Below are 25,068 nucleotides of genomic sequence, written 5' to 3' on the forward strand. Positions count from 1 at the left end.
AACAACAATGCCGAGGCTCTAATCGCAACCGGATGAAGGTTGGGGGTCACGTCAATAAGGCCCAAATGCCCCGCGAATCCGCCGCAAACCGCCGTTCTTCATCCCGCCCCGGCAGGCTCGCGGCGGCCGCGCCGGGGTTGACAGTTTTCGCTCTGGACTGTGTCAACCGGTGTCAACCTCCCCGCTTTTCAGCCTCTGCCGCCTGTCAGAATGGGGAGTGGGCAAGGGGCGCACGCGCGCGTTTCATGCCGGCCATAAGATAGGGAGAATGCCATGCGTGTTGCTCTGCCAGAAGCCCACCATCAGAACCCGCTCGGCCACCTTTCGGAGCATTACGCCCCCGAGATCGTGAACGCCGCTTTCGGCTTTTCCGATGTCACCTACCGCATGTCGAAGCTGCCCACGCGCCTGTTCGAAGGCGCGCGGATGCGCACCGCGCTGATCAACGGCTGCCAGCTCTGCCAGAACTTCCGCGTGATCCGCGACCGGCCCGATATCGAGCGCACCAACGGCCCCGCGCCGGACGAGGCGTTCTATGCCGCCGTGCACGATTGGCGCACCTCGTCCGTCCTTACGGAGCGCGAGAAGCTGGCCATCGAATATGCCGAGAAGGTCGGCCTCGATCCGCAGGGCCTTGCCGCCGACGAGGACTTCTGGGCGCGCTACAAGGCCGCGCTCAGCGATGACGAGATTGTCGATCTCGCGTTCTGCGTCGCGGTGTGGATGGGCCTCGGGCGCGTTGCCCATGTGCTCGGGCTCGATGCGGTCTGCGCGCTGCCGGCACTTCGCGAAGTGGCCTGATGGCGGCGGACGTTGATCGGCGCGGGTTGATCGGCGCTCTGGCGGTGGGCGGCGCGGCGCTGGCGGCGGGGGCTTCGGCCGCTGCAGCTCAGCCGCCCGCCGGGCCGCGCTCCGTCCTCGTCTACCAGGCGGTTGCCCTGCTGGAGGAGCGCGTGCCCCATGGCACCTCGCCCTATGGCGAGCGGTTTCGCGTGCCGATCATCGGTGGCAGCTTCGAAGGCCCCGATATTCGTGGCCGCATCGTTCCCGGCGGCGCGGATTGGCAGCTGCTGCGCACCGACGGCTATCTCGAACTCGTCGCCGATTACTTCATGGAGACCGACGACAAGGTCCAGATCAAGGTCACCAACCGGGGCCTGATCCAGACCGTGCCGGGCGCGGACGGCCAGCGCTATGCGATGACCACACCGCGCTTCGAGGCGCCGATGGGGAAGTACGGCTGGCTCAACCAATTGATCTTCGCCGGCACCGTCGCGCCGGGGGATGGCAAGGTGCCTGCGGTGCGGCTGGCGATCTACAAGCTGGTCTAGGCTTTTCGAACCGGCCGGAACGTGCCACGCTATGCCTGTTTGTGTGCCTGCTGCGAAAGTCCTGACCGATGAACAAGCCCGATCTTGCCGCCTGGTGGATGCCCTTCACCGCCAACCGCCAGTTCAAGTCGAACCCGCGCCTCCTCGCCGAGGCACGCGGCATGTTCTACCGCTCGGACGATGACCGCGAAATTCTCGACGGCACTGCGGGCCTGTGGTGCGTCAACGCCGGGCATGGGCGCGATGAGATTGCGGACGCGGTCGCGCACCAGATCCGCACGATGGATTTCGCGCCCGCCTTCCAGATGGGCCACCCCATCGGCTTCGAATTCGCCAGCCGCCTGGCCGAGATCGCGCCGGCGGGGCTCGACCGGGTGTTCTTCACCGGCTCGGGTTCGGAATCAGTCGATACCGCGCTCAAGATCGCGCTCGCCTACCAGCGCGCCATTGGCCAGGGCACGCGCACCCGCCTCATCGGGCGCGAACGCGGCTATCACGGCGTCGGCTTCGGTGGCGTCTCGGTCGGCGGCATGCTCAACAACCGGCGGGTCTTCACCACCCTCCCGGGCACCGACCACTTGCGCCACACCCACGATCCCGCGCGCAACCGCTTTACCCGCGACATGCCCGAGCACGGCGCCGAGCTTGCCGACGATCTCGAACGGCTGGTCCAGCTCCATGGGGCCGAGACCATTGCCGCGGTGATCGTCGAGCCGGTTGCGGGCTCGACCGGCGTGCTCCCGCCGCCCAAGGGCTATCTCGAGCGCCTGCGCGAGATCGCGACGCGCCACGGCATCCTGCTGATCTTCGACGAGGTCATCACCGGCTTCGGCCGCCTCGGCACTCCGTTTGCGGCGGAGTATTTCGGTGTGACGCCGGATATCATCACCACCGCCAAGGGCATCACCAACGGCACGCTGCCGATGGGCGCTGTGTTCTGCAGCCGCATGGTGCACGACGGGATGATGCAAGGTCCGGAAAACGTCATCGAACTGTTCCACGGCTATACCTACACGGGCCACCCGGTCGCCTGCGCTGCGGGCCTTGCCACGCTCGACATCTATGCCCGCGAAGGGCTGCTGACGCGCGGGGCCGAACTGGCGACGCTCTGGGCCGATACGCTCCACGGCCTGCGCGATGCGCCGAACGTGATCGACGTGCGCACCATCGGCCTGGTGGGCGGGATCGAGCTCGCCTCGCGCGATGGGGCGCCGGGCGCGCGGGCCTACGATGTCTTCACCGACTGCTTCCGCGCCGGCCTGCTGATCCGCGTGACGGGCGACATCATCGCCCTTTCCCCGCCACTGATCATCGAGCCCGACCACATGACCCGTATCGCCGAAACGATCCGCGCGGCGCTCGAGCGCGCGGGGTGATGTCCGCGTAACCCTCGCAGATGGCGGAGCTTTGGAGCCCCGCGCAATGGTCCTAGCCATAACGGGAAGTGCCGCGGCCCAATGACTGTGTCATGGGCCGGACAAGTCGCCCATTGCTGCCAATCCTAACCAAAAACGGACAACGATGACTCATGACCCGAGCGGCCTGACAGACGCAGCACCATCCGGTCGGCTGCACCGGATTGTCTCGCGCGATCTGCTGGCATTGGCAGCGGACGATACTGGTCCGCTCACCGCACCGGTCGTGATTCTGCTCCATGGCGGTGGGCAGACGCGGCACAGCTGGTCCGGTGCTGCCGATGCGCTGGCACGGCGGGGCTACCGGGTGATCAACTTCGATGCTCGCGGCCATGGCGAAAGCGAATGGTCGCCAGCGGGTGCTTATTCGCTCGATGACCGCGTTGCCGACCTCGAGGCCATCGTCGCGCAGATCGATCAGCCCTTTGCGCTGGTCGGGGCCTCGCTCGGCGGGGCGACCGCGATCCATGCCGTCGCACAGGAGATGCGACCGGCCGCGGTGGTGCTCGTTGATATCGTGCCCCATCCCGAGCCGGAGGGAGTCAGCCGCATCGTGTCGTTCATGCGGGGGCACCCCGACGGTTTCGCGACGCATGAGGCTGCGGTGGACGCCGTTGCCGCCTACAATCCGGATCGCCCGCGACCACGCGATCCAAACGGGCTCCTGCGCAATCTGCGGCAGCGCGAGAATGGACGGTTCTACTGGCACTGGGATCCGCGCATCATGAGCGGCCGACCGCAGGATATCCACGAGGTTGTGCAGACCTCCGCGGCAACGCTTGCAGAGACCGGTTTGCCGGTACTGCTGGTTCGCGGCCTCAAAAGTGACGTGGTTAGCGATGCAGGCATCGCCTCTTTCCGCGCAATCCTGCCAGCGCTTGAAGTGGCGGATGTCGGCGGCGCCGGCCATATGGTCGCCGGGGACCGCAACGACGCCTTCAACGGCTCCGTGATCGCCTTCCTCGAACAGCATCTACCGGCACAACTGGTTTAGGCCGACGAAGCCGTTGGCCCGTACCAGGCGTTCATCGAAGCGACGGCCAGGGCCGCCGCAATGGGCTGACCTGATTGTTACCAGTCAGTGGCATAGTCTTGCTCTTTGATGCTGGTTGCTTGATGGGATGCCAACGTGTCTATGGGCATTTCCCCAGACACGTTGGCTGGCGATCTCGGCATGGGTCCTCCCGCCCGGTTTCGAGTGTGACCTGACCGTTTTGTAGTCGTGACGCCAGACAGCAAGGACGAACCGACCGTGAGCCAGCGAGGTGAACGGCGTCTGATTGAGGCATTCGTCTCGAAGGCGGCCATTGAAGCTCTCGACGAAGCTGTTCTGCATCGGCTTGCCCTGCGCGACTTAGTGCCACTCGACCCAGCGCTTGGATCCCGTTGAACAACAATCCGTGACATTTGCCGCGACACGGCGTAGAGGGCCGCGAGATCGGTGCAGCCACGCCGCCACGCCGGTTGAGTTCTCAGGCGTGGGCGTCGCTCACCATCAGATGTATCCTGGCGGATTGCGATCCCGTCCTACGGAAATGCAAGCGCCCCCCTTCGGAGACAACCCCGTTTATGGCAGGTTACAGGGAGCCCGGGCTCGAGGCCCGGCGCGCGGCGGCAGCGTCAGCGCGAGAAACGGCACTCGCAAAACTCAAGGCACGAACCCCGCTGGATCCCGCAGCGCTGGCTGAACGCATTGCCGCGGCTGAGGCGCGCGAGAAATTGCAGGCCGAAAAGCGGGAGTTGCTGAAGGCAAAAAAGGCACAGGAACTGGCCGAGAAGGCTGATCGCGCTGCCAAGGTAACGCCTGTTCAAACCGAAGCGGAGCGCAAGGCGGCTCGGGACGCAAAGTATGCGGCCCGCAAGGCACGCAAGAAGTAGCGCTTGAAGCATTCTGCAAACGCCAACGGCGTATCCGCTCTGAATGCCGGCGAGCACCTCGTCGACACCGCTTTCGTTCCGGATGGGACCAGGCTCCGCCTCATCCGTAGTGGTACTGATTTCGCGATCCTTCTCGACGACACCGAATTGATGAGCACAGACTTTTCGGCCTCGGAAGGTGTGCTCGCCAGCGCGGTGTGCGCAGAACTCGGCGATCGCGACCCGGTCCACATGCTCATCGGCGGCTACGGCATGGGGTACACGCTGAGATCCGCTCTCCGGTTGCTCGGAAGCGATGCTGAAGTGACGGTCGCGGAAATCGTGCCGAAGGTCGTCGAGTGGGCGAAAGGGCCCATGGCGCGCATCACCGACGGGTGTCTCGATGACCCGCGTGTGCAACTCGTGCAGCAAGACGTGGCCTTGTTGATTGAATCCGCGGTGCAAGGTTACGATTGCATCCTGCTCGATGTCGACAATGGACCAGAAGGCCTCACGCGCCGGGCGAACGATTGGCTCTATTCCCGGGAGGGGGTAGCGGCCGCGTGGTCTGCCTTGAAGGAGGGCGGAATACTCGGCGTCTGGTCTGCGTCTCACGACGACAGATTTGCCGGAGCACTCGCCCGCAGTGGCTTCGCGGTTACGGTGATCGAGACCGATAGGGGCTCGGGGGCGTCCCCGACCGGGCAATGCGAACAGCATGTGATCATAATGGCAGTCAAGCGCAAGTAACGAGGAGCGGCGGACGCCCCCCGTCGGCGTCCGATGCCGCTTGATGATCCGGTCTGGTCTAACGGTCCTTCTTGTGAACTTCCCGCGGCAGGCGGCCAACGCTCACCAATCCGATGCAGCACCGGTAACGTCGGCTCATGGCCGAACCTGCCACCCGCCGGCAGAACCGTAAGTGGCAGTTTGGTCCCGAAGTCCACTTCCGCAAAGCACCGTCCCTACTCCCCCTTCGCCGCCCCATCCCCACCAATCAGCCCCTCGCCGCGCTCCGCCACCAGCATCGCCATCAGTGTTTGCAGCAGCGGGCCGCCGCCCATGCCGCCCGCGCCTTCGTTGCCGCCACCACCCGAAACCTGGATACGCGGGACAATATCCACGCCTGATTTCTCCAGCGCCTCGGCGAAGCGTTCGGCGATCTGGCGGGTGAGCTGGTAGCGCGCGCCGCCCGATGCTGCGGCCTGCTTCTCGATCGCTTCGGCCTGGGCGAGACCGACCTTGGTGACTTTCTCCGCCTCGGCCGAGGCGAGCGCGACGATCTTCTTGGCCTCGCCTTCGCCGAGCAGCTGGATGCGGTCTGCCTCGGCCTGAGCGAGGGTGCGGGTCTGCGCGGCTTCCTGCTGCGAGCGGGCGAGGTTGGCCTTGCCCTGGTTTTCCTGCACCTGGATCGAGAGCACGGATTCGGTAATCGCGGTCTGCTGCTTGGCCTGGGCTTCGGCTTCGCGCAGTTCGCGTTCCTTTTGCGCGGCGATGACCTGGCGCTCGTAGGTGCCGACCTTTTCGTCGGCCAGCTGGCGCTGGCGCAGCTGCTGGAGGATCTGCTCGATCTGGTCGTTGCCCTGCGCCGCACGCGGGGTGCCGATCAGCACTTCCTGCAGCTCGAGATTGTAGGCGGCGAACTTGCTGCGCATCTCGAGCGCGGATTGCTCCTGGATATCGCTGCGTTCCTGAAGCAGCTCGATCAGCGTACGCTTCTGGGCGATGTTCTTGAAATAGGCCGATACCATTGGATCGAGCGTTTGTTCGACCAGCCGCTTGATATCGCCGAAGCGCTGCACGACGAGCGGGGCCTTGCGATAATCGATGTGCACCACGACCGAGAGCGGCAGGATCGGCTCGAACGCGTCCTTGGTGATGAGCGAGACTTCGGAAAGGTTCTCGTCGAACTTGTGCGGGCCGACGTTGGACTGGTCCCACTTCAGGATGAAGTTGGTGGTGGGGACCATGAGGATGCCGGCGGCATAGGTATTGAACGCGTATTTGCCGGGCAGCAGCGGCTCGCTCCACACGCCGCGGTTGCCGGGGGCGACGAGCTCGCCGTGGCGGTATTCCGCGCCGGATGTGTCCTTGCCCACCTCGCCGGTATAGGAAATGACGACGCCGACGTGGCCGACCTCGATGATGGTCTTCTTGACCTTTTCGACCGTGGCGAAGAGGCGGTTGATGAAATAGCTGCCCTCGACCAGCACCTGCAACTGGCGGCCACGGCAGCCGCCCGCGGCGATGAACTTTTCCGGATCCTGGAAGCTGTTGTGGAAGGTCGCCGGGTCTTGCTGGTCGGAGCCGACCGAAGGGGCGATGATCTGGTCTGCCGGGAGCGCGGGGCCATCGTGGACGGTGACGATGCCGATCACGTCGTCGGCATCCTTGATCACCACCGCATCGAAGCCTGTGCGGGTCTGGATCACGGTGGCCATTTCGGTGAACAGCGTGGCGTCGGCCGCTTCCATCATCAGGCCGTAGATCCGCTCGCGCGTGATGATCACGAACTGCGCGAGATTGAGGGCATAGGTGCCTTCGCGCAGGATGGCGCGCTGCGGCCCCTTTTGCCCGCCGGCGAGGAGGAAGGACCGGGCGTCGAGGAAATCCTGCGCCTTGATATTGCTGGCCAGCGTCTGCGTAGGCTCCAGCGGCAGGCCGTCGCGCGCGAAGACGTAGCCGACCTGCCCCTGCGGGATCGTGACGAGTGACTGGCTGTGGACGCGGTACTGGAAGGGGACGAAGAAGTGGAAGCCGCCGCGCAGCACTTCGGGCTGAAACCCCGCTTCGCCGTTCAGCGCGATGAGCCCGCCGGTGATCGAGCCGCTGCCGCTCCACAGCTTCTCGACAATCGCAACCCGGTTGTTGCCAACGTACCGGATGATGCCGGAGAGGTAGACGAGAAAGACGACGCCGAGCGCCGCCGCCGAATAGGCCGTGATCCAGATCAAGTCGAACATGGCACCTCTGGCGCCGCAGCGTCCATGTGCGCGGTGCGGGGGATGATCTAGAGCAAGTGGCGGGGACTTGCCAGCAAGACCGGAAGGACAAGGGGTTCATTTCGCGTCCGAAATGATGGATCGCGGCAGGTCTGGTCCGCTGGGGTGACCGCTTCCGGGGGGCGGCCTGCGCTGCACGGTCATGACCGCAATTATTCAAGGGCCGGGACGATGGCATCAGCGTGATTTTTCATTGCTGCCCTCTCCCTTCCACGCTCACCCCGCAGAAATCCGTGCCTTCGCCCCGCGCGGCATAATGGGCAGTCAACATTCCGGGAAACAGCGCTCGACAGGGCGATGCTGTTGTGTTGTCTTATGGCTAACGACTCATAAGCAGTTGAGAGGATTGGGGCATTTATCGGCATGGGACGGTCTGCCAGAGTAACCATTCCGGCGATTGACCGGCGAGGGATTGATCGGCTCGAAGCGCATTTCGTCGCGCCCGAGGTCTATCGGCGCGAGGATGTGGCCGAGCGGCAAGTGCGGCTTGCACAAGTCGTGGCCGAGCGGATCATTCCGCAGCTGGTGCGGCTCCACACCGAGGTCCTGCCGGATGCGCCGCCGATCGACGCGCTGGTCGAGGCGCTGGCGCCGAGCATTTCGGATATCTCGGGCCTTGCCCACATCGTGCTGGGCGATGATCTGGAAGCGGCCGTTGCCTATGTGCTGATGCTGCGCGACCGCGGCCTTGCCATGGAGACGCTGTTCCTCGAACTGCTGGAGCCCGCCGCGCGGCACCTGGGGCACTTGTGGGACAACGACGAGTGCGACTTCATCGATGTCACGCTGGGCGTGGCGCGGTTGCAGAAGCTGCTGGCGACGTTCAACGGTTCGCACATGTTGCCGGGGCTCGACAGCCGGCGCAACGTGCTCATGGCGATGACGCCGGGTGACCAGCACTATTTCGGCGCGAGCATGGTGCAGCGGTTTCTGGAAGGCGCGGGCTGGGATGTGGAGCCGGCGTTTGACCGTAGCGCCGCCGAGATTGCGCGGGTGGCGAGCTCGCAGTGGTTTGCGGTGGCCGGGCTGACGGTCGGCTCGGAACGGTCGCTCCCCTCGCTGGAAGAGACGATCCGGCTGATCCGCCGCGAATCGCGCAACCAGATGATCGGGGTGATGGTGGGCGGCCCGCTGTTCACTGCCAATCCCGCGCTGGCGAAGGAAGTTGGCGCGGACGGCACTGCCTCCAATGCGCCGACGGCCGTGCTGATGGCACAGAAGCTGTTTGACGAGATGGCGCTTAAGACGGCGAATTAGGCGCCGGCTTCAATTCGCGGTTTGGAGCAGGGCCTCGCGGATATCGAGGAGGTCGGCGCGGATGGTTTCCAGCTGGGCCGTGTCGAAGCGCAGGGCGCTGTCGAGGATCGAGCGGCGAGCGGCCTGGTAGACCTGAAGCAGCGGCTGCCCGGCCGGGTGGCTGGAATCCACGCCGAGTTCCAGAGCGGTGATCGCGGCAACGGCGCGGGTGAGGGCGGCGCTCTTGGCGGCGTTGTCGGCATGGCCTTGCGCATAGATCGCGCGGCCGAGCGAGCCGGCCGCCTGTTCCAGGCAGAGCGCCACGAGTTGAAGCGAGCTTGCGCCCTTGACCCGGGCATCGAAATCGACGCGGCGGTAGGTTTCGCCCGGATCCTTGCGCAGGAGCATCAGTTGTTCTTTCCGTTCCACGCGTCGACCTGCGCCTGCAGGAACGAAAGCGTCGATCTGGAGCCGGTGACGTTCGTATCGAGCTTGGCGAAGCGCGAAACGAGGCGCTGGCGCAGGTCTTCCTGCTTGGTCTCGATGGAGTTTTTCTGTGCGCCGAGGCTGGTTTGCAGCTTGGTAAGGCGCGCGATCGTGCCGCCGAGCGAGCCGGGATCGCTGCTGGAGCCGACAGTGCGGGCGAGCTTGTCGAAGCTCGCGTAGACGCCGTAGAGCCCGGTGGTGAACATGGCGCCTGTGCCGACAGGATCACGCTTCAAGGTAGCGGCCAAGCGGTCGGTATCAAGGCTGAACGTTCCGTTGCGATTGGTTTTCAGGCCAAGATCGGCAAGCGTGGCGGGCGCGCTGCTGGTGCTGGCGGGCATGACCTGCGCGCCTGCCAGCGTGGTAAGCTGACGGCGCAGGGTGCGCGCGCCGGGATCGCTTGCCAGTACGCCGCTGTTGGGATCGGTGTCCTTGTTGAGTTCGGCGACCATTTCATTGAGCGCGGCGGTGAGGTCCTGCATCGCGCCGGTGACGGCGGTGCCCGGATCGCTGTAGCTGATGGTGGTGGGGGCGCCGGGGTTGGTGCCGGTGAGCTTCAGCGAGAGGCCGGGGGCGGCGTCGTGGATGCTGTTGACGGGCGAGGTGCGGGGCACGCCGTCGAGCTTGAAGGCCGCGTCCGAGGCTTTGGCGGTAAGGCGGGCGGCATCGCCCGACGGGTCCCAGGCGAGGGCAGCAAGGCCGGGTTCGGTGGGGCTTTCGGTGGCTTCCAAGGTGAAGGCGTTGGCGGCGCCGTCCTGACCCTTGAGTACGAGCTGGGCGCCGTTCGCGCCGCTCGCCACATAGGCGGTGAAACGGTGCCTGCTGCGTGGACCTGCGCTGCCTGATCCGTGTTCATAATCTTGAGCCCTGCTTTAACCATCGTGGCGGGCTGTTTTTCGCGCGAAAACGTCAAGCGGGCCGAAACTTTAAGCTCCGCGAAAACACTAGGGGCAAGTGCCTAGAACCGGCAGGCTGCTGCCGATCCCCCCCTTAAACCCGGCAGCGTTTTGCCGGTCTTTGCCGTGGCTGCCGCGTCGATCCCCGACCGGCGTCAACCGGGGAACGACCCCTCTCACTGGAGACAGACCATGGCGGTAATCAATACCAACATCGGCGCCATCAAGGCGGCCAACGCTTCGAACAGCGCGGCCAAGATGGCCGGCCAGGCAATGGAACGCCTTTCGACCGGCAAGCGCATCAACGGCGCGAAGGACGACGCGGCGGGCCTTGCCATCGCCACCACGATGACCTCGCAGATCAAGGGCATGAGCCAGGGCGTGCGCAACGCCAACGATGGCATCAGCCTTGCACAGACTGCGGAAGGTGCGCTCAACGAAGTGACCAACATGCTGCAGCGCGTGCGCGAACTGGCAGTACAATCGAAGTCGGGCACATATCAGCAGTCCGACCGCGATGCGATGCAGTCGGAAGTCGGCAACCTCAACGCCCAGATCTCGGACGTGCTCAACAACACCAAGTTCAACGGCAACGCGGTGTTCTCTGTGGTCGGCGCGGCGCCGGCGGCCGACGGCTCGGACGACAAGAAGTTCTCGATCCAGACCGGTGCAAACCCTGCCGATACGGTCGACATCGTCAGCAAGGCGTTCGACGGTACCAAGCTGTTCGGCGGCACCGATACTTCCTATGATCCGGCTTCGACCAGCCAGGCGCTCGACGTGTCCTCGACCGGCAGTGCCTCGACCACGATCGACAATGTCGATACCGCGCTTGCCAACGTCAACTCGACCCGTGCGACGCTGGGTGCCGGCCAGAACCGTCTGGAATCGGCGGTGAACAACCTCAACGACAATATCACCAACCTGTCGGACGCCCGTTCGCGCATCCAGGACACCGACTACTCGGCGGAAACAACCGCGATGGCCAAGGCCCAGATCCTGAGCCAGGCGTCGACTGCGATGATCGCGCAGGCGAACCAGAGCCAGCAGAACGTGCTTTCGCTGCTGCGTTAAGAACCGGCCCCCCCCGCTGGCCCGCTCTCCACCGGGCCGCGCCTTGCCCGGCGATCCCCGTCCCAGGGATCGCCGGGCTTTTGGTTTTAGCGCGCCTTCAGCACCCGCGGCAAAGTCGCGCCAAGCACGGCAAGCATTTCGGGAGCGTAGGCGCTGGAGTTGGCTTCGAATTCGGCCTGCGTGATCCGGTCGGCGCCCTGCGCGCCGAAAAGGACGACTTCATCGTCGAACTTCACATCGCGGTGTTCCGTCACATCGACCATCAGCGTGTTCATGGTCACGCGGCCGACGACAGGCGCGCGGCGGCCGCGGATGAGGACTTCGGTTTGGTTCTTGCCTTCGGCGGGGAACTGGGGGCGATTGGCGTGGCTGAAGCCGCGCCGCACGCCGTCCGAATAGCCGATGGGGACGTTTGCCAGCCAGCTTTCGCGCTCCAGCCGGAAGGTGCGGTCGTACGCCACGGTCTGCCCGGCGGGGTAGTGGTTGACCGCAGCGACGCGCGACTTGATCGTGGGGACGGGGATGAAGGCGGAGGTCTTGACCGAGCCGGGATCGCCATAGATCGCGCCGCCCACGCGGACCATGTCGAGCCGGGTATCGGCTTGCGTCAGCGCGGCGAAGGTGTTGGCGGTGTGGCGGGTGAAGCCTTCCGTCTTGAGGCCTTCGCCCTGCAGCCAGGCGAGGTCTTCCTTGTAGCGCGCGAGCTGGCCGAGAATGTCGGGCGCTTCTTCGCTGGGGTAGTGCGTCATCGCGCCGGCGATTCTCAGGCCTTTCAGCGCCAGCATCGCGCGGGCATCGGCCTTGCCGTAGTCGGTGGAAAGCTCCACGCCATTGCGCGACATGCCGCCGGCATTGAGCGCGAGGTGGACAGGCAAGGGAAAGCGCGGGCGGCGCTGGCGCCAGAGCGCCTCGAGCCGGGCGGCGGCTTCGGGATTGCCGATGAGTTCGACAAGGCCGGTGCCCATGGCGTCTTCCATTTCCTCCGGCGCGGCGAGGCGGATGCGGTAGAGCCGGCCACGATAGCCCAATTGGCGTGCGACGCGGGCTTCGTCGTTGGAAGTGATCGCGACATCGGTGATCCCGGCAGCGATCACCGAGGGGATGAGGAGGGCGATGCCGTTGCCATAGGCGTCCGCCTTCATCACCGCGCAGATGCGCGTCGGGTCAACGATCTTGCGCAAGGTGGCGATATTGGCCGTGAAAGCGGCGGCATCGACTTCAATCCAGCCGTTGCGCCGCTGCGCCTGTGCAAGGGTGAGGCCGAAGTTGTTGGCCGAGAGGATCGGCGCGGCGGTAGCACGGGCGGCGGCAAGGGCGGCACCCGCCGCTCCGGCTGCAAGGAAAGCGCGGCGATGCATCAGGGCTGACCCCGCTTGAGGAACCGGCCAGGCCAGGTGCCGGTGGGCTTGCCGCCCGTGTAGACTGCGGCGCCATTCACCCAGACGCGCGAGACGCCGGTCGCGAGCGCGGCGGAATCGCCGACCACCGCGTGATCCGCGATTGTTGCGGGATCAAACAGCACGAGATCGGCCTTGTAGCCCGTCTTGATCACGCCGCGCCCGGCGATCCCCAGCTGCGCGGCGGTCTGCCCGGTCATCTTGTGGATGGCTTCGGGCAGGGTCAGGACATGCTGTTCGCGCACGAAATAGCGCAGGATCTTGGCCATGGCGCCCGCGCCGCGCGGGTGGCGCGAGCCGATCACGCCGTCAGAGCAGACCACGGTGTGCTTCCAGGCCAGGAACGCGGCGACATCGGCGGGAGCCATGGCAGTGCCGATGACCGATTCGCCGCCATCTGCTTCAGGGTGCGCCTTTTCCCATTCCTGCGCGCGGTTGATCAGCCAGAGGTAGGTGACCGCGGGCTCCTCGCCACGCTGGGCGGCGATCTGGGCAATGGTCTTGCCTTCGAACGCGGGCTCGGGCGCATAGTAATCGAGCAGCATGCCCTCTGGCGTGGTGAGGTGCTGGAGCGCGAAGCGGGCAGCAGAAAGATCGGTGAAGTCGCGCTTGGGGAACAGCACCGTCAGTGTCGAGTGCCAGTACTCGTAAGGGTAGATATCGGCAGTGACATCGATGCCGCGCGCGCGGGCGGCATCGAGTTTGGCGAGCACCGTCTTCGCCTCGCCCCAGCGGTCGGCGATGCCGAGCTTGATGTGCGATATCTGCACCGGGATGTGGGCCTTCTCGCCGATATCGAGCAGCTCATCGAGCGCGGCGTCGAAGGCGACATCCTCGCTGCGCATGTGGCTGATATAGCGCCCCCTGCCCGCGGCCGCGGTGCGGGCGAGATCGACGAGTTCGGCGTGATCGGAATAAATGCCGGGATCGTATTCGAGGCCGCTGGAAAGCCCGAGTGAGCCGGCCTTCATGTCGGCGGCAAGGAGCCCTTCCATCTTCGCCAGCTCGGCGGGGGTAGCGTGGCGCTTGTAGTCAGCACCCAGCGCCTGACTCCTGAGCCAGCCGTGGCCGGTGTAGGAGGCGACATTGATTGCGGCGGGACGGGCGGCGTACTTGGCGGCGACTTCGGCAAAGGGACCGGCGCCGTAGCCGTCCTGCCCGACGACGATCGTGGTGACGCCCTGCGCGAGGAGCATCGGCATGTTGCGATCCTTGTAATCACCGACATCGTGGTGGCTGTGCGCATCGATAAAGCCGGGCGCGAGCGCGAGGCCCTGCGCCTTGATGACCGTTTCGCCCTTGCGCGGCTTCAGCGCGCCGATGGCGAGGATCTTGTCACCCTCGATGCGGACCGAGACCTTTCGGGCAGGGGCGCCGGTGCCGTCAAAGACTTCGGCGCCGGTGATAAGGGTGGAGGCGGCGGCCGGCGCCGTTAGCGCCAGAATGGCCGCGCCCGCCAGTGCTGCAAGCCCCGTCCGCATTGCTGTCTTCCCCCTGCTTAACCCGGGCGCAGGCTAGGCGCGGTGGGGGCTCGCGTGCAAGGGGTTTGGGACGAGGCCTGACCAGCTCTTCAGGCGAGGATGCCTTTGCGCGCTGCGACCGCACTCACGGACAGCAGCACGTAGGAAATGGCGAGGACCACCAGCAGCACGGGGAGTTGCCGCGGCATCAGGCGGAACAGATCGAAGTGCCAATCGCCGACGAAGAGCACAACGTACGCGCGATCTGGCCGGGCAGATCGGCGGGCAGTTTGCCGCCCCCGGCACGTGGTTGCCGGTTGCTGTGATCCTCGGCGCCATCGGGATGATCCCGGCAATGCCGCAGCTGGTGTTTCTGCCCGCCGCCGGCATGACCGGGTGGATTTGGTGGAGCCTCAGGAAGCGCGAGGCGCGCCTCGCCGTGCCGCCGCCGGTGGTGGTGGAGCAGGTGGACCCGGCGAAGATCACGCTGGAGGAGGTTTCCGACCACACGCTCGTCACCATCGAGCTTGGCTATGGCCTTGTGCACCTTGTCGACGAGAAGCGCGGGGCACCGCTTGTGGCGCGCGTAACGGGGGTGAGGAAGCAGCTCAGCCAGGGCTTCGGCTTTGTCGTGCCGCAGTTTCGCATGCGTGACAGCCTGGACCTTATGCCGGATGCCTACAGCATCGTGCTCGGCGGGGTGGCGCTGGGCGGGGCGAGCATCCGCGCCGACAAGGTGCTGGCGATCGATGCCGGCGAGGCCAATCCGCAGCACAGCTTGCGCGGCGAGGCGACCACCGACCCGAGCTTCGGCTGCCCGGCCATGTGGATCGAACCCGGCCAGCGTGACCATGCGATTGCCGAGGGGTTCCTCACGGTCGATGCCTCCACCGTCATCGCGACGCATCTCAACCAGGCGCTCGGCGAGCGGCCACAGGCGCTGCTCGGGCCCGACGAAGTCCGTGCGATCCTCGAAGGGGTGCGCGAGCGTTCGCCGGGGCTGGTCGAGACCGTGCATCCCGCGCCGATCTCGCTGGGCGCGATGACGCGGCTCTTCCACGCGCTGCTGGAAGACGGGGTGAGCATCGCGCACCCGCTGCCGATCCTGTCGGCGCTCGCCGAAGCGGTGCTGCAGACGACCGATCACGAGCGGCTGGTGGACCTTGTCCGCGCGGACCTTGGCGGGCTGCTGGTGGCGCGCATCTGCGGGCCCGGCGAGCGGCTGGCCGTCATAACGCTCGATGCCGGGCTGGAGCAGATGATCGTGGGCGGGATGCACGATCCCGTCACCGGGCAGCCGGTGATCGAGCCTGACCTTTCGCGCTCCATTGCCGAGCGGATCGCGGCGCTGATTGCGACACGCGGGCCTGCCGCGCCGCCGCTTGCGCTCATTGTCCAGCCGCGCGCGCGCCGGGCGCTCGCCGCCTTGCTGGGCCAGCGCGCGCCGGGTTGCGCCGTGCTTTCGATTTCCGAACTGCCGCCGAGCCAGCCGATCGAAGTGATCGAGGTGATCGGCGGCCAAGACCCCGAACCCATGGCCAACCCGCCACAGGACCTTGCCGCATGAACCACGACCACCGCAGCTTTGCCGCCGCGCGCGCCTATCAGGGCGGGGCGGCGGACCGCATCCGCCGCTTCCTGCCGATGGTGCGCCGCCTTGCCTGGCACGTCCACGGCTCGGGCCGGGCGGGGATCGAAGTCGAAGACCTCGTGCAGGCCGGGCTCGTCGCCCTCACCAAATGCGCGCAGAAGCACCATGGGCCGACCGAGGACGGCTTTGCCGCCTATGCCAAGCTGCGCGTGCGCGGCGCGATGGTCGATCTGGTGCGGCGCTCCACGCCCCTGTCCCGCGCGGCGAGCGACCGGCGGCGGCTGCTGGCCGGCGCGGCGCAGGCGCTTACGACGACGCTGGGCCGCGTACCCACCGAGGACGAACTGGCTGAAGCGATGGGCATGACCACGGCGGCGCTGGGCGAACTGCGCGCCTCGAGCGAGCCGATGCGCTTCGAGCCCATCGACGACACTTATTCCGACAGCGACATGGCCTTCGCCGACGATCGGCCGGACAGCTTCGAGATCCTCGCCGACGAGCAATCCCGCGCGGCGGTGGTGGCGGCGATTGCCGGCCTGCCGGAGCGGCTGCAGATGGTGATCCAGCTCTATTTCGTGGAGGAACTGAACCTCGCGGAAATCGCCGAGGTGCTGTCAGTCAGCGTGCCGCGTGTGCACCAGCTGAAAGCGCAGGCGCTGGACAAGCTGCGGGCCGCGCTGGGGGATGAGTTTGATGTGGATTAGGGGGAGTGGCGTCATCCGGGCTTTCGGGTGAAAACCGTGGCCATTTGACCGACTTGGCTTGCCTATGACTGCGTTTTAACGTTCAGATTGCTTCGATCATCATCGCGAGGGGGCAGGTGCTTGCAATACTTGAAATCATCTTTCCTCGTGGCAACCTTGTGGCTTCTATTCACGACGCACGCGGAAGCCGAGGATGCAAGCATGAAGTTCTGGATCGCGTCGGACGCTGCGACGAGAGTGTCGAACAAGCTGCTTCATGGCGAGGACTATATCTACGCCGAAGGAGAGATCAGCCAGGGAACGGCGGAGCAATTTGCAGCATTTGTGAAGCGTGAAGACATCACCAATGCCAGAGTGTTTTTTAATTCACCGGGCGGCTCTCTTCTGGAAGGCATAAAGCTTGGCAGATTAATTCGTTCCCTTGGGTTCGACACCGGGATTGGCGTTTACTCCCATGACATTGATCAAAAAGCCAATAGCCAGTCCATTTGCGCCAGCGCCTGCGCCTACTCATTTGCAGGTGGCGTCAACAGGTTCCTTGATGAGTCATCCGGAAAGCTTGGGCTGCACCAGTTTTATGGCAATACTGCTGATGACCTGTCTGGGGAAATGGCCCAGCAGATCAGCGGCCTTTTGGTCACCTATCTGGATGCGATGGGGGTGGATGCAAAAGCGTTTGCGATATCGACGACCGCGAATCGTGATGGGATGGTTTGGCTGAATCCCGAAGATGCGAGGACACTTCGCTTCGCAAATAATGGGAGTGAGTTGCCGACGGCTGAGATAAAGTTGGCTGATATGCAGCCTTATCTAAGAATTCAGCAAAATCATTATAACGTAACTACGAGAGTATTATTTCTCTGCTTTAATCAAAAAATGGCAGTCCAATATGGAATTGTGACCGAACCTACTACGGCTGCTATGTTTGCGCAAAATCAGAAGCGATCATATTTTGAGTTGGATAACTCTGAATTCATGGTTGTGGAGGGTCGAGGCGGTGCTACAGCGCAGGATAGCACCACTTGGCTCGAACGGGAACTGACGCCAAGTCAAGTTCGGCAAATTATCAATGCGAACAGAATGGACGCTTGGATCGACGGATTTGGTGCAGTTCGATATGGAGCGCCTTTGGATTTGCCAACAGTACGAGACGAAATCACAGATTTCGCTCGACAATGCTATGGGGTCCGAGCCGAATTTTAGAATCTTCGGAGATATACAACTGCCAAACTTCGTTCGGTTGTGATTCGACTTTATTGTGCTGCTTAGCCAGAGTTTAGTGGAGTCGGGACAGCCCCATTCCCTCCCTCCCAACCCTCTCCCCTCAAGGGGACAAGGCTTTTAGCATTTGTGGCACTTGCACCCGCTCCTCCTCCGGCTTAATCGCGCGGTTAAAGGAGAGATGCCATGAAGATCGAACAGGGTATGGCGGCCGTCGTGACCGGCGCGGCTTCGGGTCTGGGGCGGGCGACCGCTTATGCGCTCGCGGCGGCGGGGGCAAAAGTTGCGATTTTCGATGTGAATGATGAGGCGGGCGAGGAAGTCGCGCATGCGATTGGCGGGCTGTTCTGCCATGTCGACATCACCAGCGAAGAGTCGGTGGTCGAGGGCTTTGCCAAGGCGCGCGCAGCGCACGGGCAGGAGCGGATCACCGTCCACTGCGCGGTGGTGCACCGCAAGGGCAAGACCGTGGGCCGCAACAAGGAGACGGGCGAGTTCACCCGGCTTTCGACCGAGGACTATGCCTTCGCCGCGAACGGCGTGCTGATCGCCAGCTACCGCGTGGCGAGCCTTTCGGCGCTGGGCATGGCCCATGCCGAACCGCTGGAAGGCGACGGCGAGCGCGGGACGATCATCCTGACGGGTTCGGTCGCGGCGCAGGATGCGCAGATCGGGCAGGTGGCTTATGGTTCGCTCAAGGCGGGCGTGGTCGGCCTCGTGCTGCCGATGGCGCGCGATCTGATGGACCTTGGCATCCGCGTGAATGCGATTCTGCCGGGCATCTTCGATACGCCGCTGCTGGGCCGCGTGCCGGAGAAGGTGCGCGCTGGCCTCAATGCCTCGGTGCCGTTCCCCAAGCGGCTGGGGCACCCGGAGGAGTTCGCCAGCCTCGCGATGGAGCTGGTGCGCAATTCGTACTTCAACGCGCAGGCGATCCGGCTGGATGGCGGGATCAGGATGGCGCCGCGCTGAGGCGCTGACCGCCCGTCACTCACCTCGTCGGCCCGTGCTTGACACGGGCCTTGGCTTCTTTTTGCGGCGTCGCGCTGGAAGAGAAGCCTAACCCCGGGTCAAGCCCGGGGTGACGAAAAGGTGGGGTCAAGCACGGGGTGACCGATATGGGGGCGGGAGGAGTCTTGCGGGTCTAGCCCGCTTTTATCGCGAGAAATGAGGCGGCGACGCCCAGCATCACCACGGCAAAGCCCCGGCGTACCCACTTGGTGCGTTGGGGGTCTGCCAGCCATGCCTGCGCGTGGCTGCCGGCGAGGACGATGGCGAGGTGGATTGCGGTGGCGATCACCGTGCTGACGAGCGCGAGCGTGAGCGCTTCGGTGAGGCCGAGGGCGCGGCCGTTCAGAAACTCCGGCGCGACGACCACGAAGAACAGGTAGGCCTTCGGGTTCAGCAGATTGAGCAGCGCGCCGGTGGCGAAGGCGCGCCGCGTGGCGGTGGGCGGCGGGGCTTTCTCCGCGCCGCGCCACGCCTCGATCGCAAGCCAGACCATCATCGCCGCGCCCGCTAGGCGCAGGCCGTGAAGCAGCGCGGGCATGGCGCTCAACAGCGTAGCAAGGCCGAGCGCGGCGAGCGCGCCATTGGCGAGGAGGCCAAGCGCCACCCCCGCCACCGCAGCGAGTCCGCTGCGCTTGCCCTCCGTTGCGGCAAGGCCCGCGAGCCATGCCATGTTGGGCCCCGGCGTCAGCTCGATCAGCAGGACCGCCGCTGCGAAGCCGGCAAGGTTGAGGTCGCCTTCCACCTAGACGGCGGTTCCTACCAGCCTGCCGATCCCGGCAGTGATCGCCATGGCAAGCGCGCCCCAGACGACGACGCGCAGCACCGGTCTGCCGATCGCCGCACCGCCCGCGCGCGCGCCGAATGCGCCGAGGAGGGCGAGGAAGAGGATCGAGCCGGTGGCCATGCCGGCAACCATCAGGCCCATCGGCAGGATCGCGGCGAGCAGCAGCGGCAGGGAGGCGCCGCCGGTGAACATGAGAGCCGAGGCCATGGCGGCGAGCACCGGCTGCGCCTTGGTCGTCTCGTTGAGGTGGAGCTCGTCACGCGCGTGGGCGGCGAGGGCGTCCTTCGCCATCATCTGGCGGGCGACTTCCCTGGCGGTCATCGGATCGACGCCGCGCTCCTCGTAGATCGCGGCAAGCTCTGCGTGTTCGTGCGCAGGATCGGATGCAAGTTCGGCGCGTTCGCGCGCGAGATCGGCGGCTTCGGTATCGGCCTGGCTGGACACCGAGACATATTCGCCCGCCGCCATCGCCATCGCGCCCGCCACAAGCCCCGCCGCACCCGCAACGAGCAGCGCTTGGCGGCCCGCGCCCGAGGCGGCGACGCCGAGGATCAGGCTGGCGGTCGAGACGATCCCGTCATTCGCGCCCAGCACCGCTGCGCGCAGCCAGCCGATCCGGCTTACGAGATGGCGTTCGTCGTGGGGTCGCATCCAATCTTCTCCTTGGCCCGTCCATGGTCCTGATGGCACCGGAGGGACAGGAGAAAAAGGATCTGGATCAAGAATCGCGGCTGGCGAGTGCGGCGGGTCCGGTCGGCGCAGGCGCCGCGTTCTCGATGATGGGTTGGCCAACGCCGAGCCGCTTGCCATCGGTGATGATCACCCGGTCGCCCAGGCTGGCGACGCCGAACAGGCGCTTGGCGAACGCATCGGGCACGCCGATGCAGCCGTTGGTGGCATAGCCGCGCTCGACCTTGCTGCCGTGGATCGTGATGCCGTCGCTGGTCAGGCGCAGCATCCACGGCATCGGCGCATCGTAGATGTTGGAGACGTGGTCGGCGTCCTTCTCGCTGATCGGGAACACGCCGGTGGGGGTGGGCTTGTTGCCATAGCCCTTGAGGATGGCGGTGGCGCCGATCTCGTGCCCGTCGCGGAAGACAGAGAGGGTGCGGGCTTCGAGGTCGACGGTGACCACGATCGGGCCGGTGGCCGCCGCGCTCTCGTCCCAGAAGTACTGGCCGAACTTGATCGGCTCGTCGATCTTGAGGATCGATTTGACCACAAAGGGACTGTTGGCCGGGGCAGGTGCGGGGGCTGCGGCGAGCGCGGGCCTGGGGGCAGGGTCTGCGGCGGTTGGCGCGACAACGTGGGCCTCGGCCTCTGACCCGCCGAATAGCACCTGCGCCACGTCCTTGCCGACATGGAACGCGAGGAGCGAGGCGAGCGCCATCGCGACGAAGCCCAGCGGCGCGCTTACCCAGCGGGTCCGCAGCAGATCGACAAGGCTTTGGGCGGACATTGTGAGGGGCGCTCCTTTCCCCTTAAAAATAGCGTAAACGGGGAGCAAGGCGAGCGCCATTCCGGGGCCGTCCCGCCTGGGGACGCCGAGCCAGACGCTCGTTAAGGGGCAGGGTTAACGCGCCGGGCGCGATCAGACCGTGCGCACCGTTATGGCAAGGCTGCGCAGTTCCGCTTCGCCGAAGCTGGTGAGGAAACTGGTGTCGGCGGCATCGCGGCCCACAGCGATCCGCGCGAAGTCTTCGGCCGTGGCCATGCCGGTCGCATCGACCACGCGCCAGGCGCCCTTTCCTGCCGCATCGGCCAGCCAGACCTCGGCCAGCGCGTGAAAATCCTGCGGCTTGACCGCGTGGCCATAGCCGCTGGAAAAGCGCGCCGGGATCGCTGCCGCGCGGGCGAGGCAGATCAGCACATGGGCATAGTCGCGGCACACTCCGCGCCGCTCGACGAAGCTGTCGATCGCGGTGGTCGAGGCATTGCTCGCCCCCGGCACATAGCGGAAGTGGCGGGCGATCCAGTCGCGCATCGCCACCACGCGGGCCCCGCCTTCGACTGCGGCGAATTCCTCATCGGCGAAGGGTACGAAGCGGCTGGCCGGGCAGTAGTGCGAATCCATGAGATAGGCCACCGTCTCTCCCGGAAGGCGATGCGGCGGCACCGCGGCCAGCGTTTCAAGCGGTTCGGCGCGGCGCAGCACTTCGACTTCGGCGCGGTAGGAAACGGCGAAGTCGCCTTCCTGGTGGAGCCAGATGCGCTCACCGATGCCATCCTGCGCGGGGACGCGGGCGAGGTGGCCCGCCGAGGTGCAATCGAGCGCGCTTGACAGCACGCGTTGGTCGGACGAGGCGGCGGCCTCGATCTGCAGGAGAATGTCGGTAGGCTCCTGGCAGTGCCAGGCAAGGTCGGCGGTTATCGCTAGTCGCATGCAGAAGCCCGGAGAGCCGCGCCGGATGGGGCGGATGTTCAGCATGGATAGGCCGCGTTTCAGGACGAAGAAAGGTTCGATCGGCTAAAATGCCCACGATGACCCAGATATACACTTGGCTCGAAACCGGAGCGCCCTGGCTGGGCCAGCTTTCGCCCCTGTTTGTCGCGACTTGCGGGGCGCTTGTGCTGGTGATCGCGGGCGGCGTGCTGGCAGCGCGGTCGCCGCGCACGGGCGGGATGGTGCGGCTGCTGGGCAATGGGCTGATGCTCGCGGTGTTCGGCCTTGCGGTCATGCGCTTCGTGCGGATGGACCCCTCGTTCGATGCCGCGCTTCACGCCGTCGGTGGGCCGGTGCAGACGGTCTCCGGCGGCGAGACCCGCATTCCGCTCTCGGCGGACGGGCACTATTGGATCACCGCGAAGCTCAATGGCACACCGCTGCGGCTGATGGTCGATACCGGGGCGACGGTAACGGCGATCTCGACCGATGTCGCGGAAGCGGCTGGGATCGAGCCCGATCCGCTGCGGCCCGAGGCCCGTGTCGAGACGGCGAACGGCACGGTGACAGCGGCGCCTGCGAGCATCGAAACCTTGCGCTTCGGCTCGATCGCGGCGCGCGATCTCGATGCGATTGTCATGCCCGGGGCAGACGGGCCCAATGTGATCGGTATGAACTTTCTGACCCGGCTAAAGGGCTGGCGGGTGGAAGATGGCGTACTGATCCTTACGCCCCACCGTCCGCAGCCCGCCGAGGAAACCTCAACCAGGTAAGGCGGCGCCAAAGGGCTTCGAGGGGGCCCTGCCCGAAGCGGGCGAGCCAGCCTTGCGGCCAGGCCAGCATCAGCGCCCAGCCGAAGAGGACCGCGAGCGGAAGCGCTGCGCGGGGCAGGACCATGCCAAGGCCTAGCCCCCAGCCTGCGAACAGCGCGGACATAACGAGGGTCGTCCCGAGGTAGTTGGTGAAGGCGCAGCGCCCGGCCGCCGCGAGGCGCTGCCCGGTGGCAGTTCCTGCAACCCTTGGCCAGAGCAGCAGCAGCGCGGCGAGATAGCCCATGGTCATCAGCAGGTGCGGCACGGCAGCGAAGGAGCCCATCACGGCAAACATCGCGGCCGGAGGAAAGCCCTGCAAGGCGGCCCAGCCGATCAGGCCCGCGCTCATTGCTCCGCCTGCGCCGATGCCGATGCGGGCGATGCGGCGCAGGGCGGCGGGCTCCCATTCGCCGGTGAAGAGGCCGAGGCGCATCAGGGACTGGCCGAGCAGCATGAGCGGAAAGGTTTCGAAAAAGGTCGCGCCGAGGCTCTCGAATGGGAACAGCGGCTCGGTGGTGAGGCGCAGGCGCACGGCTTCGAGGAAGCCGGAATGGAGTATGCGCAGGTCCGCCGTGATTGAGGCGCCGATGCGGCCCATCATCGCCGCGTGCTCGGCCATTTCAGCGCCGCTGCCCTGCCCGGCGAGCACGCGGGCCTCGGCCTGGGTAAAGGCCAGATCGCCGACGAGATCGAGCCCGTGGCTGACGAGGAAGACAAGCACCGCGCTTGCCGCCAGCGGTTCGGGTGCGAGGCGGCGGCAAGCTAGCGCGAGGAGCCCGCAGATCGCATAGGGCAGCAGGATATCGCCCCACCACAGCAGCGCATAATGGGCATAGCCAAAGGCCATGAGCCAGCCGAGGCGGCGGACTTGCGCGAAATCGGGATTGGCACCGCGCCGCTCCGCCGCTTGCGCGAAGAGCACCATGCTGGCCCCGAACAGCAGGGTGAACAGCCCGCGCATCTTGCCTTCGAACAGCACATAGGCAGCGATGAACCACAGTGACCCCGCGCGATCCGGGCAGGGGATCGCGGGGCTGAATGTGGCGAGCGTCGGACCCCAGAAGCCGGTGACGTTGATCGCGAGAATGCCGAGCACGGCGACGCCGCGCACGAAATCAAGCGCGGCTATGCGTTCATTCGGTGCGCCGCTCAAGCGTTCAGGGCCCGACCGCCAGGCAGGCAAGGCCGCCGGCCTTGAGCGCGGCGCAGGCATGCTGGGCGGCGCTTTGCGAGTAACCGCCAGCCAGCAGCCGGGTGACAGTGCCGGGGATGTCAATGCGCGGGTGGCCGGCCACTTCGGGGCGCCCGCGAACCTTGGCCCAGAGCGCATCGGCATTGGCCTTCACGCCGAACGCGCCGAGCTGGATCCGCCATGCGCCGCCCTCTGCAGCTGGTTTGGCGGCGGGGGTCGTTTGCGCAGCGGTAGCCGGGGCGGCGGGTCTGGGCGGCGCAGGCTTGGGCTGGACCGGCTTGGGCGCGGGTTTCGGTGCCGGGGCAGGCTGGGTCTCGGGTTCGGCCTCGGGCAGGGGCGCTTGCTCCGATGCTGCCGAGGGCGGCAGGTAGGCCGTTTCGATTGCGGTGGGCGCCAGCTGCGGCGGAGTGGGCGGTGAGGGCCGGGGTTCGGCGGGCCTGACCGGCAAGCCTTGTGCATCGAGGTCGGCGGCGGCCAATTCGCGACCACGTGCCTGGGCCGCTTGCTCCTCAAGTTCGGCGGCAAGGCTGACACCCATCTGGCGCTGCGCCAGGGGGATCGTCTGGTTCATCGTCGCGAGGCTGGCCGTGGCCTGCGGCAGGCCCGTGGCTGCGGCGCGGGCGATCAGCGCATAGGCGCGCACCCAGTCCTTGGACGCGTAGTCGCCGTTGTAGTGGGCGATGCCCAGTACATACATCGCGCGGGGCTCGCCCCGGTCGGCTGCGGCCTGCAGCCAGGGGATCGCCGCCAGCTGGCGGTTCGTCTGGAACAGGATGATGCCGTAGTTGTCCGCCGCTTGAACATGGCCGAGCCTGGCGGCCTTGCCGTAGTAGGCCTCGGCCTTGACAAGGTCCTTGGGCACGCCGCGACCCAGCTTGTAGGCTTGGCCGAGATTGAACAGCGCATCGGCATCGCCTTTCGCCGCGGGGCCTTGCCAGGCCTTGATCGCGGCCTCGTAGTTCCCCGCGCTCCAGGCATCGACTCCGGCGCGCACTTGCGCAGCGCCGGCGGCGCTTGGCGCGGTGGGAAGCGCTGTTTCTGCCGGCTTGGCCGGGCCCGCCGCTCCGGCGGGTGCGCAGATGGCCATGGCGCAGGTTCCGAGTATGGTTGCCGGCAAGAGAGCAAGTCCGCGCATGGCCGGTTGATTCTCCTTCGGGGCCCGCCGCCCCTGAACCTCGAGGGTTAACGATGCCGTGCGCCGCACCGGCGCGCAAGG

At 65.9% G+C, this 25,068-nt stretch carries 25 protein-coding genes and 1 pseudogene; 13 read left to right on the plus strand and 13 right to left on the minus strand.

The features are described from left to right. Positions 1-273 precede the first annotated feature (273 nt). The 4 genes from WCL10_RS17820 to WCL10_RS17835 all read left to right on the plus strand — a co-directional run bounded on the left by WCL10_RS17820 (position 274) and on the right by WCL10_RS17835 (position 3,740). Positions 274-801, plus strand: coding sequence for a carboxymuconolactone decarboxylase family protein (locus tag WCL10_RS17820; protein WP_336896994.1), 528 nt, complete (start codon positions 274-276; stop codon positions 799-801). Beyond that, positions 801-1,331: a DUF3237 domain-containing protein gene (locus WCL10_RS17825; RefSeq protein ID WP_336896995.1), complete on the plus strand. Its 531-nt coding sequence runs from the start codon at positions 801-803 to the stop codon at positions 1,329-1,331. The genes WCL10_RS17820 and WCL10_RS17825 overlap by 1 nt, the downstream gene beginning before the upstream one ends. Before the next feature lie 68 nt (positions 1,332-1,399). Further along, complete coding sequence (locus WCL10_RS17830; protein ID WP_336896996.1) at positions 1,400-2,707, plus strand: aspartate aminotransferase family protein; 1,308 nt, start codon at positions 1,400-1,402, stop codon at positions 2,705-2,707. Between the two features lie 145 nt (positions 2,708-2,852). Then, positions 2,853-3,740: an alpha/beta hydrolase gene (locus WCL10_RS17835; protein ID WP_336896997.1), complete on the plus strand. Its 888-nt coding sequence runs from the start codon at positions 2,853-2,855 to the stop codon at positions 3,738-3,740. An 84-nt stretch (positions 3,741-3,824) separates the two neighbouring features. Here the strand turns inward: WCL10_RS17835 and WCL10_RS17840 are convergent. Further along, positions 3,825-4,115, minus strand: a pseudogene (locus tag WCL10_RS17840) (transposase); the annotation flags it as partial. 200 nt (positions 4,116-4,315) lie between these two features. Here WCL10_RS17840 and WCL10_RS17845 point away from each other — a divergent pair. Beyond that, entirely contained in the window at positions 4,316-4,624 is a 309-nt protein-coding gene (locus tag WCL10_RS17845; protein ID WP_336896998.1) for a DUF6481 family protein, read from the plus strand. A gap of 3 nt (positions 4,625-4,627) precedes the next feature. Next, positions 4,628-5,353 (plus strand): spermidine synthase, encoded by a 726-nt coding sequence (locus tag WCL10_RS17850; RefSeq protein ID WP_336896999.1) that lies wholly within the window; start codon positions 4,628-4,630, stop codon positions 5,351-5,353. 215 nt (positions 5,354-5,568) lie between these two features. Here WCL10_RS17850 and WCL10_RS17855 read toward each other — a convergent pair whose 3' ends face one another. Continuing rightward, positions 5,569-7,566 (minus strand): SPFH domain-containing protein, encoded by a 1,998-nt coding sequence (locus WCL10_RS17855; RefSeq protein WP_336897000.1) that lies wholly within the window; start codon positions 7,564-7,566, stop codon positions 5,569-5,571. Positions 7,567-7,968: 402 nt separating this feature from the next. Between WCL10_RS17855 and WCL10_RS17860 the strand changes: the two genes are divergently transcribed. Beyond that, the gene (locus WCL10_RS17860; RefSeq protein ID WP_336897001.1) at positions 7,969-8,862 is read left to right on the plus strand and encodes a cobalamin B12-binding domain-containing protein; all 894 of its coding nucleotides are present in this window, start codon (positions 7,969-7,971) and stop codon (positions 8,860-8,862) included. A gap of 9 nt (positions 8,863-8,871) precedes the next feature. Here the strand turns inward: WCL10_RS17860 and WCL10_RS17865 are convergent, their stop codons facing one another. Beyond that, positions 8,872-9,249, minus strand: a complete 378-nt coding sequence (locus WCL10_RS17865; protein WP_336897002.1) for a flagellar protein FliS — start codon at positions 9,247-9,249, stop codon at positions 8,872-8,874. Further along, the gene (gene fliD / locus WCL10_RS17870; RefSeq protein WP_336897003.1) at positions 9,249-10,127 is read right to left on the minus strand and encodes a flagellar filament capping protein FliD; all 879 of its coding nucleotides are present in this window, start codon (positions 10,125-10,127) and stop codon (positions 9,249-9,251) included. The genes WCL10_RS17865 and fliD overlap by 1 nt, the downstream gene beginning before the upstream one ends. Positions 10,128-10,415: 288 nt before the next feature. On the opposite strand from fliD, the gene WCL10_RS17875 reads away from it, so the two are divergent. Next, a complete protein-coding gene (locus tag WCL10_RS17875) occupies positions 10,416-11,297 on the plus strand; it encodes a flagellin (protein WP_336897004.1) in 882 nt (293 codons plus the stop codon). A gap of 86 nt (positions 11,298-11,383) precedes the next feature. On the opposite strand, the gene alr is transcribed toward WCL10_RS17875, so the two are convergent. From alr to WCL10_RS17890, 3 genes are all read right to left on the minus strand, one after another. After that, complete coding sequence (gene alr / locus WCL10_RS17880; protein ID WP_336897005.1) at positions 11,384-12,655, minus strand: alanine racemase; 1,272 nt, start codon at positions 12,653-12,655, stop codon at positions 11,384-11,386. Next, positions 12,655-14,175, minus strand: a complete 1,521-nt coding sequence (locus tag WCL10_RS17885; RefSeq protein WP_336897006.1) for an amidohydrolase family protein — start codon at positions 14,173-14,175, stop codon at positions 12,655-12,657. Before WCL10_RS17885 ends, alr begins: the two co-directional genes overlap by 1 nt. An 89-nt stretch (positions 14,176-14,264) precedes the next feature. Next, positions 14,265-14,405: a hypothetical protein gene (locus tag WCL10_RS17890; RefSeq protein ID WP_336897007.1), complete on the minus strand. Its 141-nt coding sequence runs from the start codon at positions 14,403-14,405 to the stop codon at positions 14,265-14,267. Positions 14,406-14,431: 26 nt separating this feature from the next. On the opposite strand from WCL10_RS17890, the gene WCL10_RS17895 reads away from it, so the two are divergent. The 4 genes from WCL10_RS17895 to WCL10_RS17910 all read left to right on the plus strand — a co-directional run bounded on the left by WCL10_RS17895 (position 14,432) and on the right by WCL10_RS17910 (position 18,642). Continuing rightward, entirely contained in the window at positions 14,432-15,721 is a 1,290-nt protein-coding gene (locus tag WCL10_RS17895; RefSeq protein ID WP_336897048.1) for an FHIPEP family type III secretion protein, read from the plus strand. Continuing rightward, a complete protein-coding gene (locus WCL10_RS17900) occupies positions 15,718-16,449 on the plus strand; it encodes a sigma-70 family RNA polymerase sigma factor (RefSeq protein ID WP_336897008.1) in 732 nt (243 codons plus the stop codon). The genes WCL10_RS17895 and WCL10_RS17900 overlap by 4 nt, the downstream gene beginning before the upstream one ends. Positions 16,450-16,650: 201 nt before the next feature. Further along, the gene (locus WCL10_RS17905) at positions 16,651-17,652 is read left to right on the plus strand and encodes a hypothetical protein (RefSeq protein ID WP_336897009.1); all 1,002 of its coding nucleotides are present in this window, start codon (positions 16,651-16,653) and stop codon (positions 17,650-17,652) included. A 204-nt stretch (positions 17,653-17,856) separates the two neighbouring features. Beyond that, positions 17,857-18,642 carry an SDR family oxidoreductase gene (locus WCL10_RS17910; RefSeq protein ID WP_336897010.1) on the plus strand — a complete coding sequence of 262 codons (786 nt, stop codon included), beginning with the start codon at positions 17,857-17,859 and terminating at the stop codon, positions 18,640-18,642. A gap of 172 nt (positions 18,643-18,814) precedes the next feature. Here the strand turns inward: WCL10_RS17910 and WCL10_RS17915 are convergent, their stop codons facing one another. The 4 genes from WCL10_RS17915 to WCL10_RS17930 form a co-directional block, all read right to left on the minus strand. Then, positions 18,815-19,423, minus strand: a complete 609-nt coding sequence (locus WCL10_RS17915; protein ID WP_336897011.1) for a LysE family translocator — start codon at positions 19,421-19,423, stop codon at positions 18,815-18,817. After that, a complete protein-coding gene (locus WCL10_RS17920) occupies positions 19,424-20,116 on the minus strand; it encodes a VIT family protein (protein ID WP_336897012.1) in 693 nt (230 codons plus the stop codon). A gap of 67 nt (positions 20,117-20,183) precedes the next feature. Continuing rightward, positions 20,184-20,924 (minus strand): L,D-transpeptidase family protein, encoded by a 741-nt coding sequence (locus WCL10_RS17925; protein WP_336897013.1) that lies wholly within the window; start codon positions 20,922-20,924, stop codon positions 20,184-20,186. Positions 20,925-21,056: 132 nt separating this feature from the next. Continuing rightward, on the minus strand, positions 21,057-21,848 hold the full coding sequence (locus tag WCL10_RS17930; RefSeq protein ID WP_336897014.1) for a transglutaminase family protein: 792 nt from the start codon (positions 21,846-21,848) through the stop codon (positions 21,057-21,059). A 98-nt stretch (positions 21,849-21,946) separates the two neighbouring features. On the opposite strand from WCL10_RS17930, the gene WCL10_RS17935 reads away from it, so the two are divergent. Continuing rightward, the gene (locus tag WCL10_RS17935) at positions 21,947-22,621 is read left to right on the plus strand and encodes a TIGR02281 family clan AA aspartic protease (RefSeq protein ID WP_336897015.1); all 675 of its coding nucleotides are present in this window, start codon (positions 21,947-21,949) and stop codon (positions 22,619-22,621) included. Here the strand turns inward: WCL10_RS17935 and WCL10_RS17940 are convergent. Both WCL10_RS17940 and WCL10_RS17945 read right to left on the minus strand, forming a co-directional pair. Then, the gene (locus tag WCL10_RS17940) at positions 22,575-23,813 is read right to left on the minus strand and encodes a DUF418 domain-containing protein (protein ID WP_336897016.1); all 1,239 of its coding nucleotides are present in this window, start codon (positions 23,811-23,813) and stop codon (positions 22,575-22,577) included. The genes WCL10_RS17935 and WCL10_RS17940 overlap by 47 nt on opposite strands. A gap of 4 nt (positions 23,814-23,817) precedes the next feature. Continuing rightward, positions 23,818-24,939, minus strand: coding sequence for an SPOR domain-containing protein (locus tag WCL10_RS17945; RefSeq protein WP_336897017.1), 1,122 nt, complete (start codon positions 24,937-24,939; stop codon positions 23,818-23,820). Positions 24,940-25,068: the final 129 nt, after the last annotated feature.

The organism is Novosphingobium sp., from assembly GCF_037133355.1.
Classification (GTDB): domain Bacteria; phylum Pseudomonadota; class Alphaproteobacteria; order Sphingomonadales; family Sphingomonadaceae; genus Novosphingobium.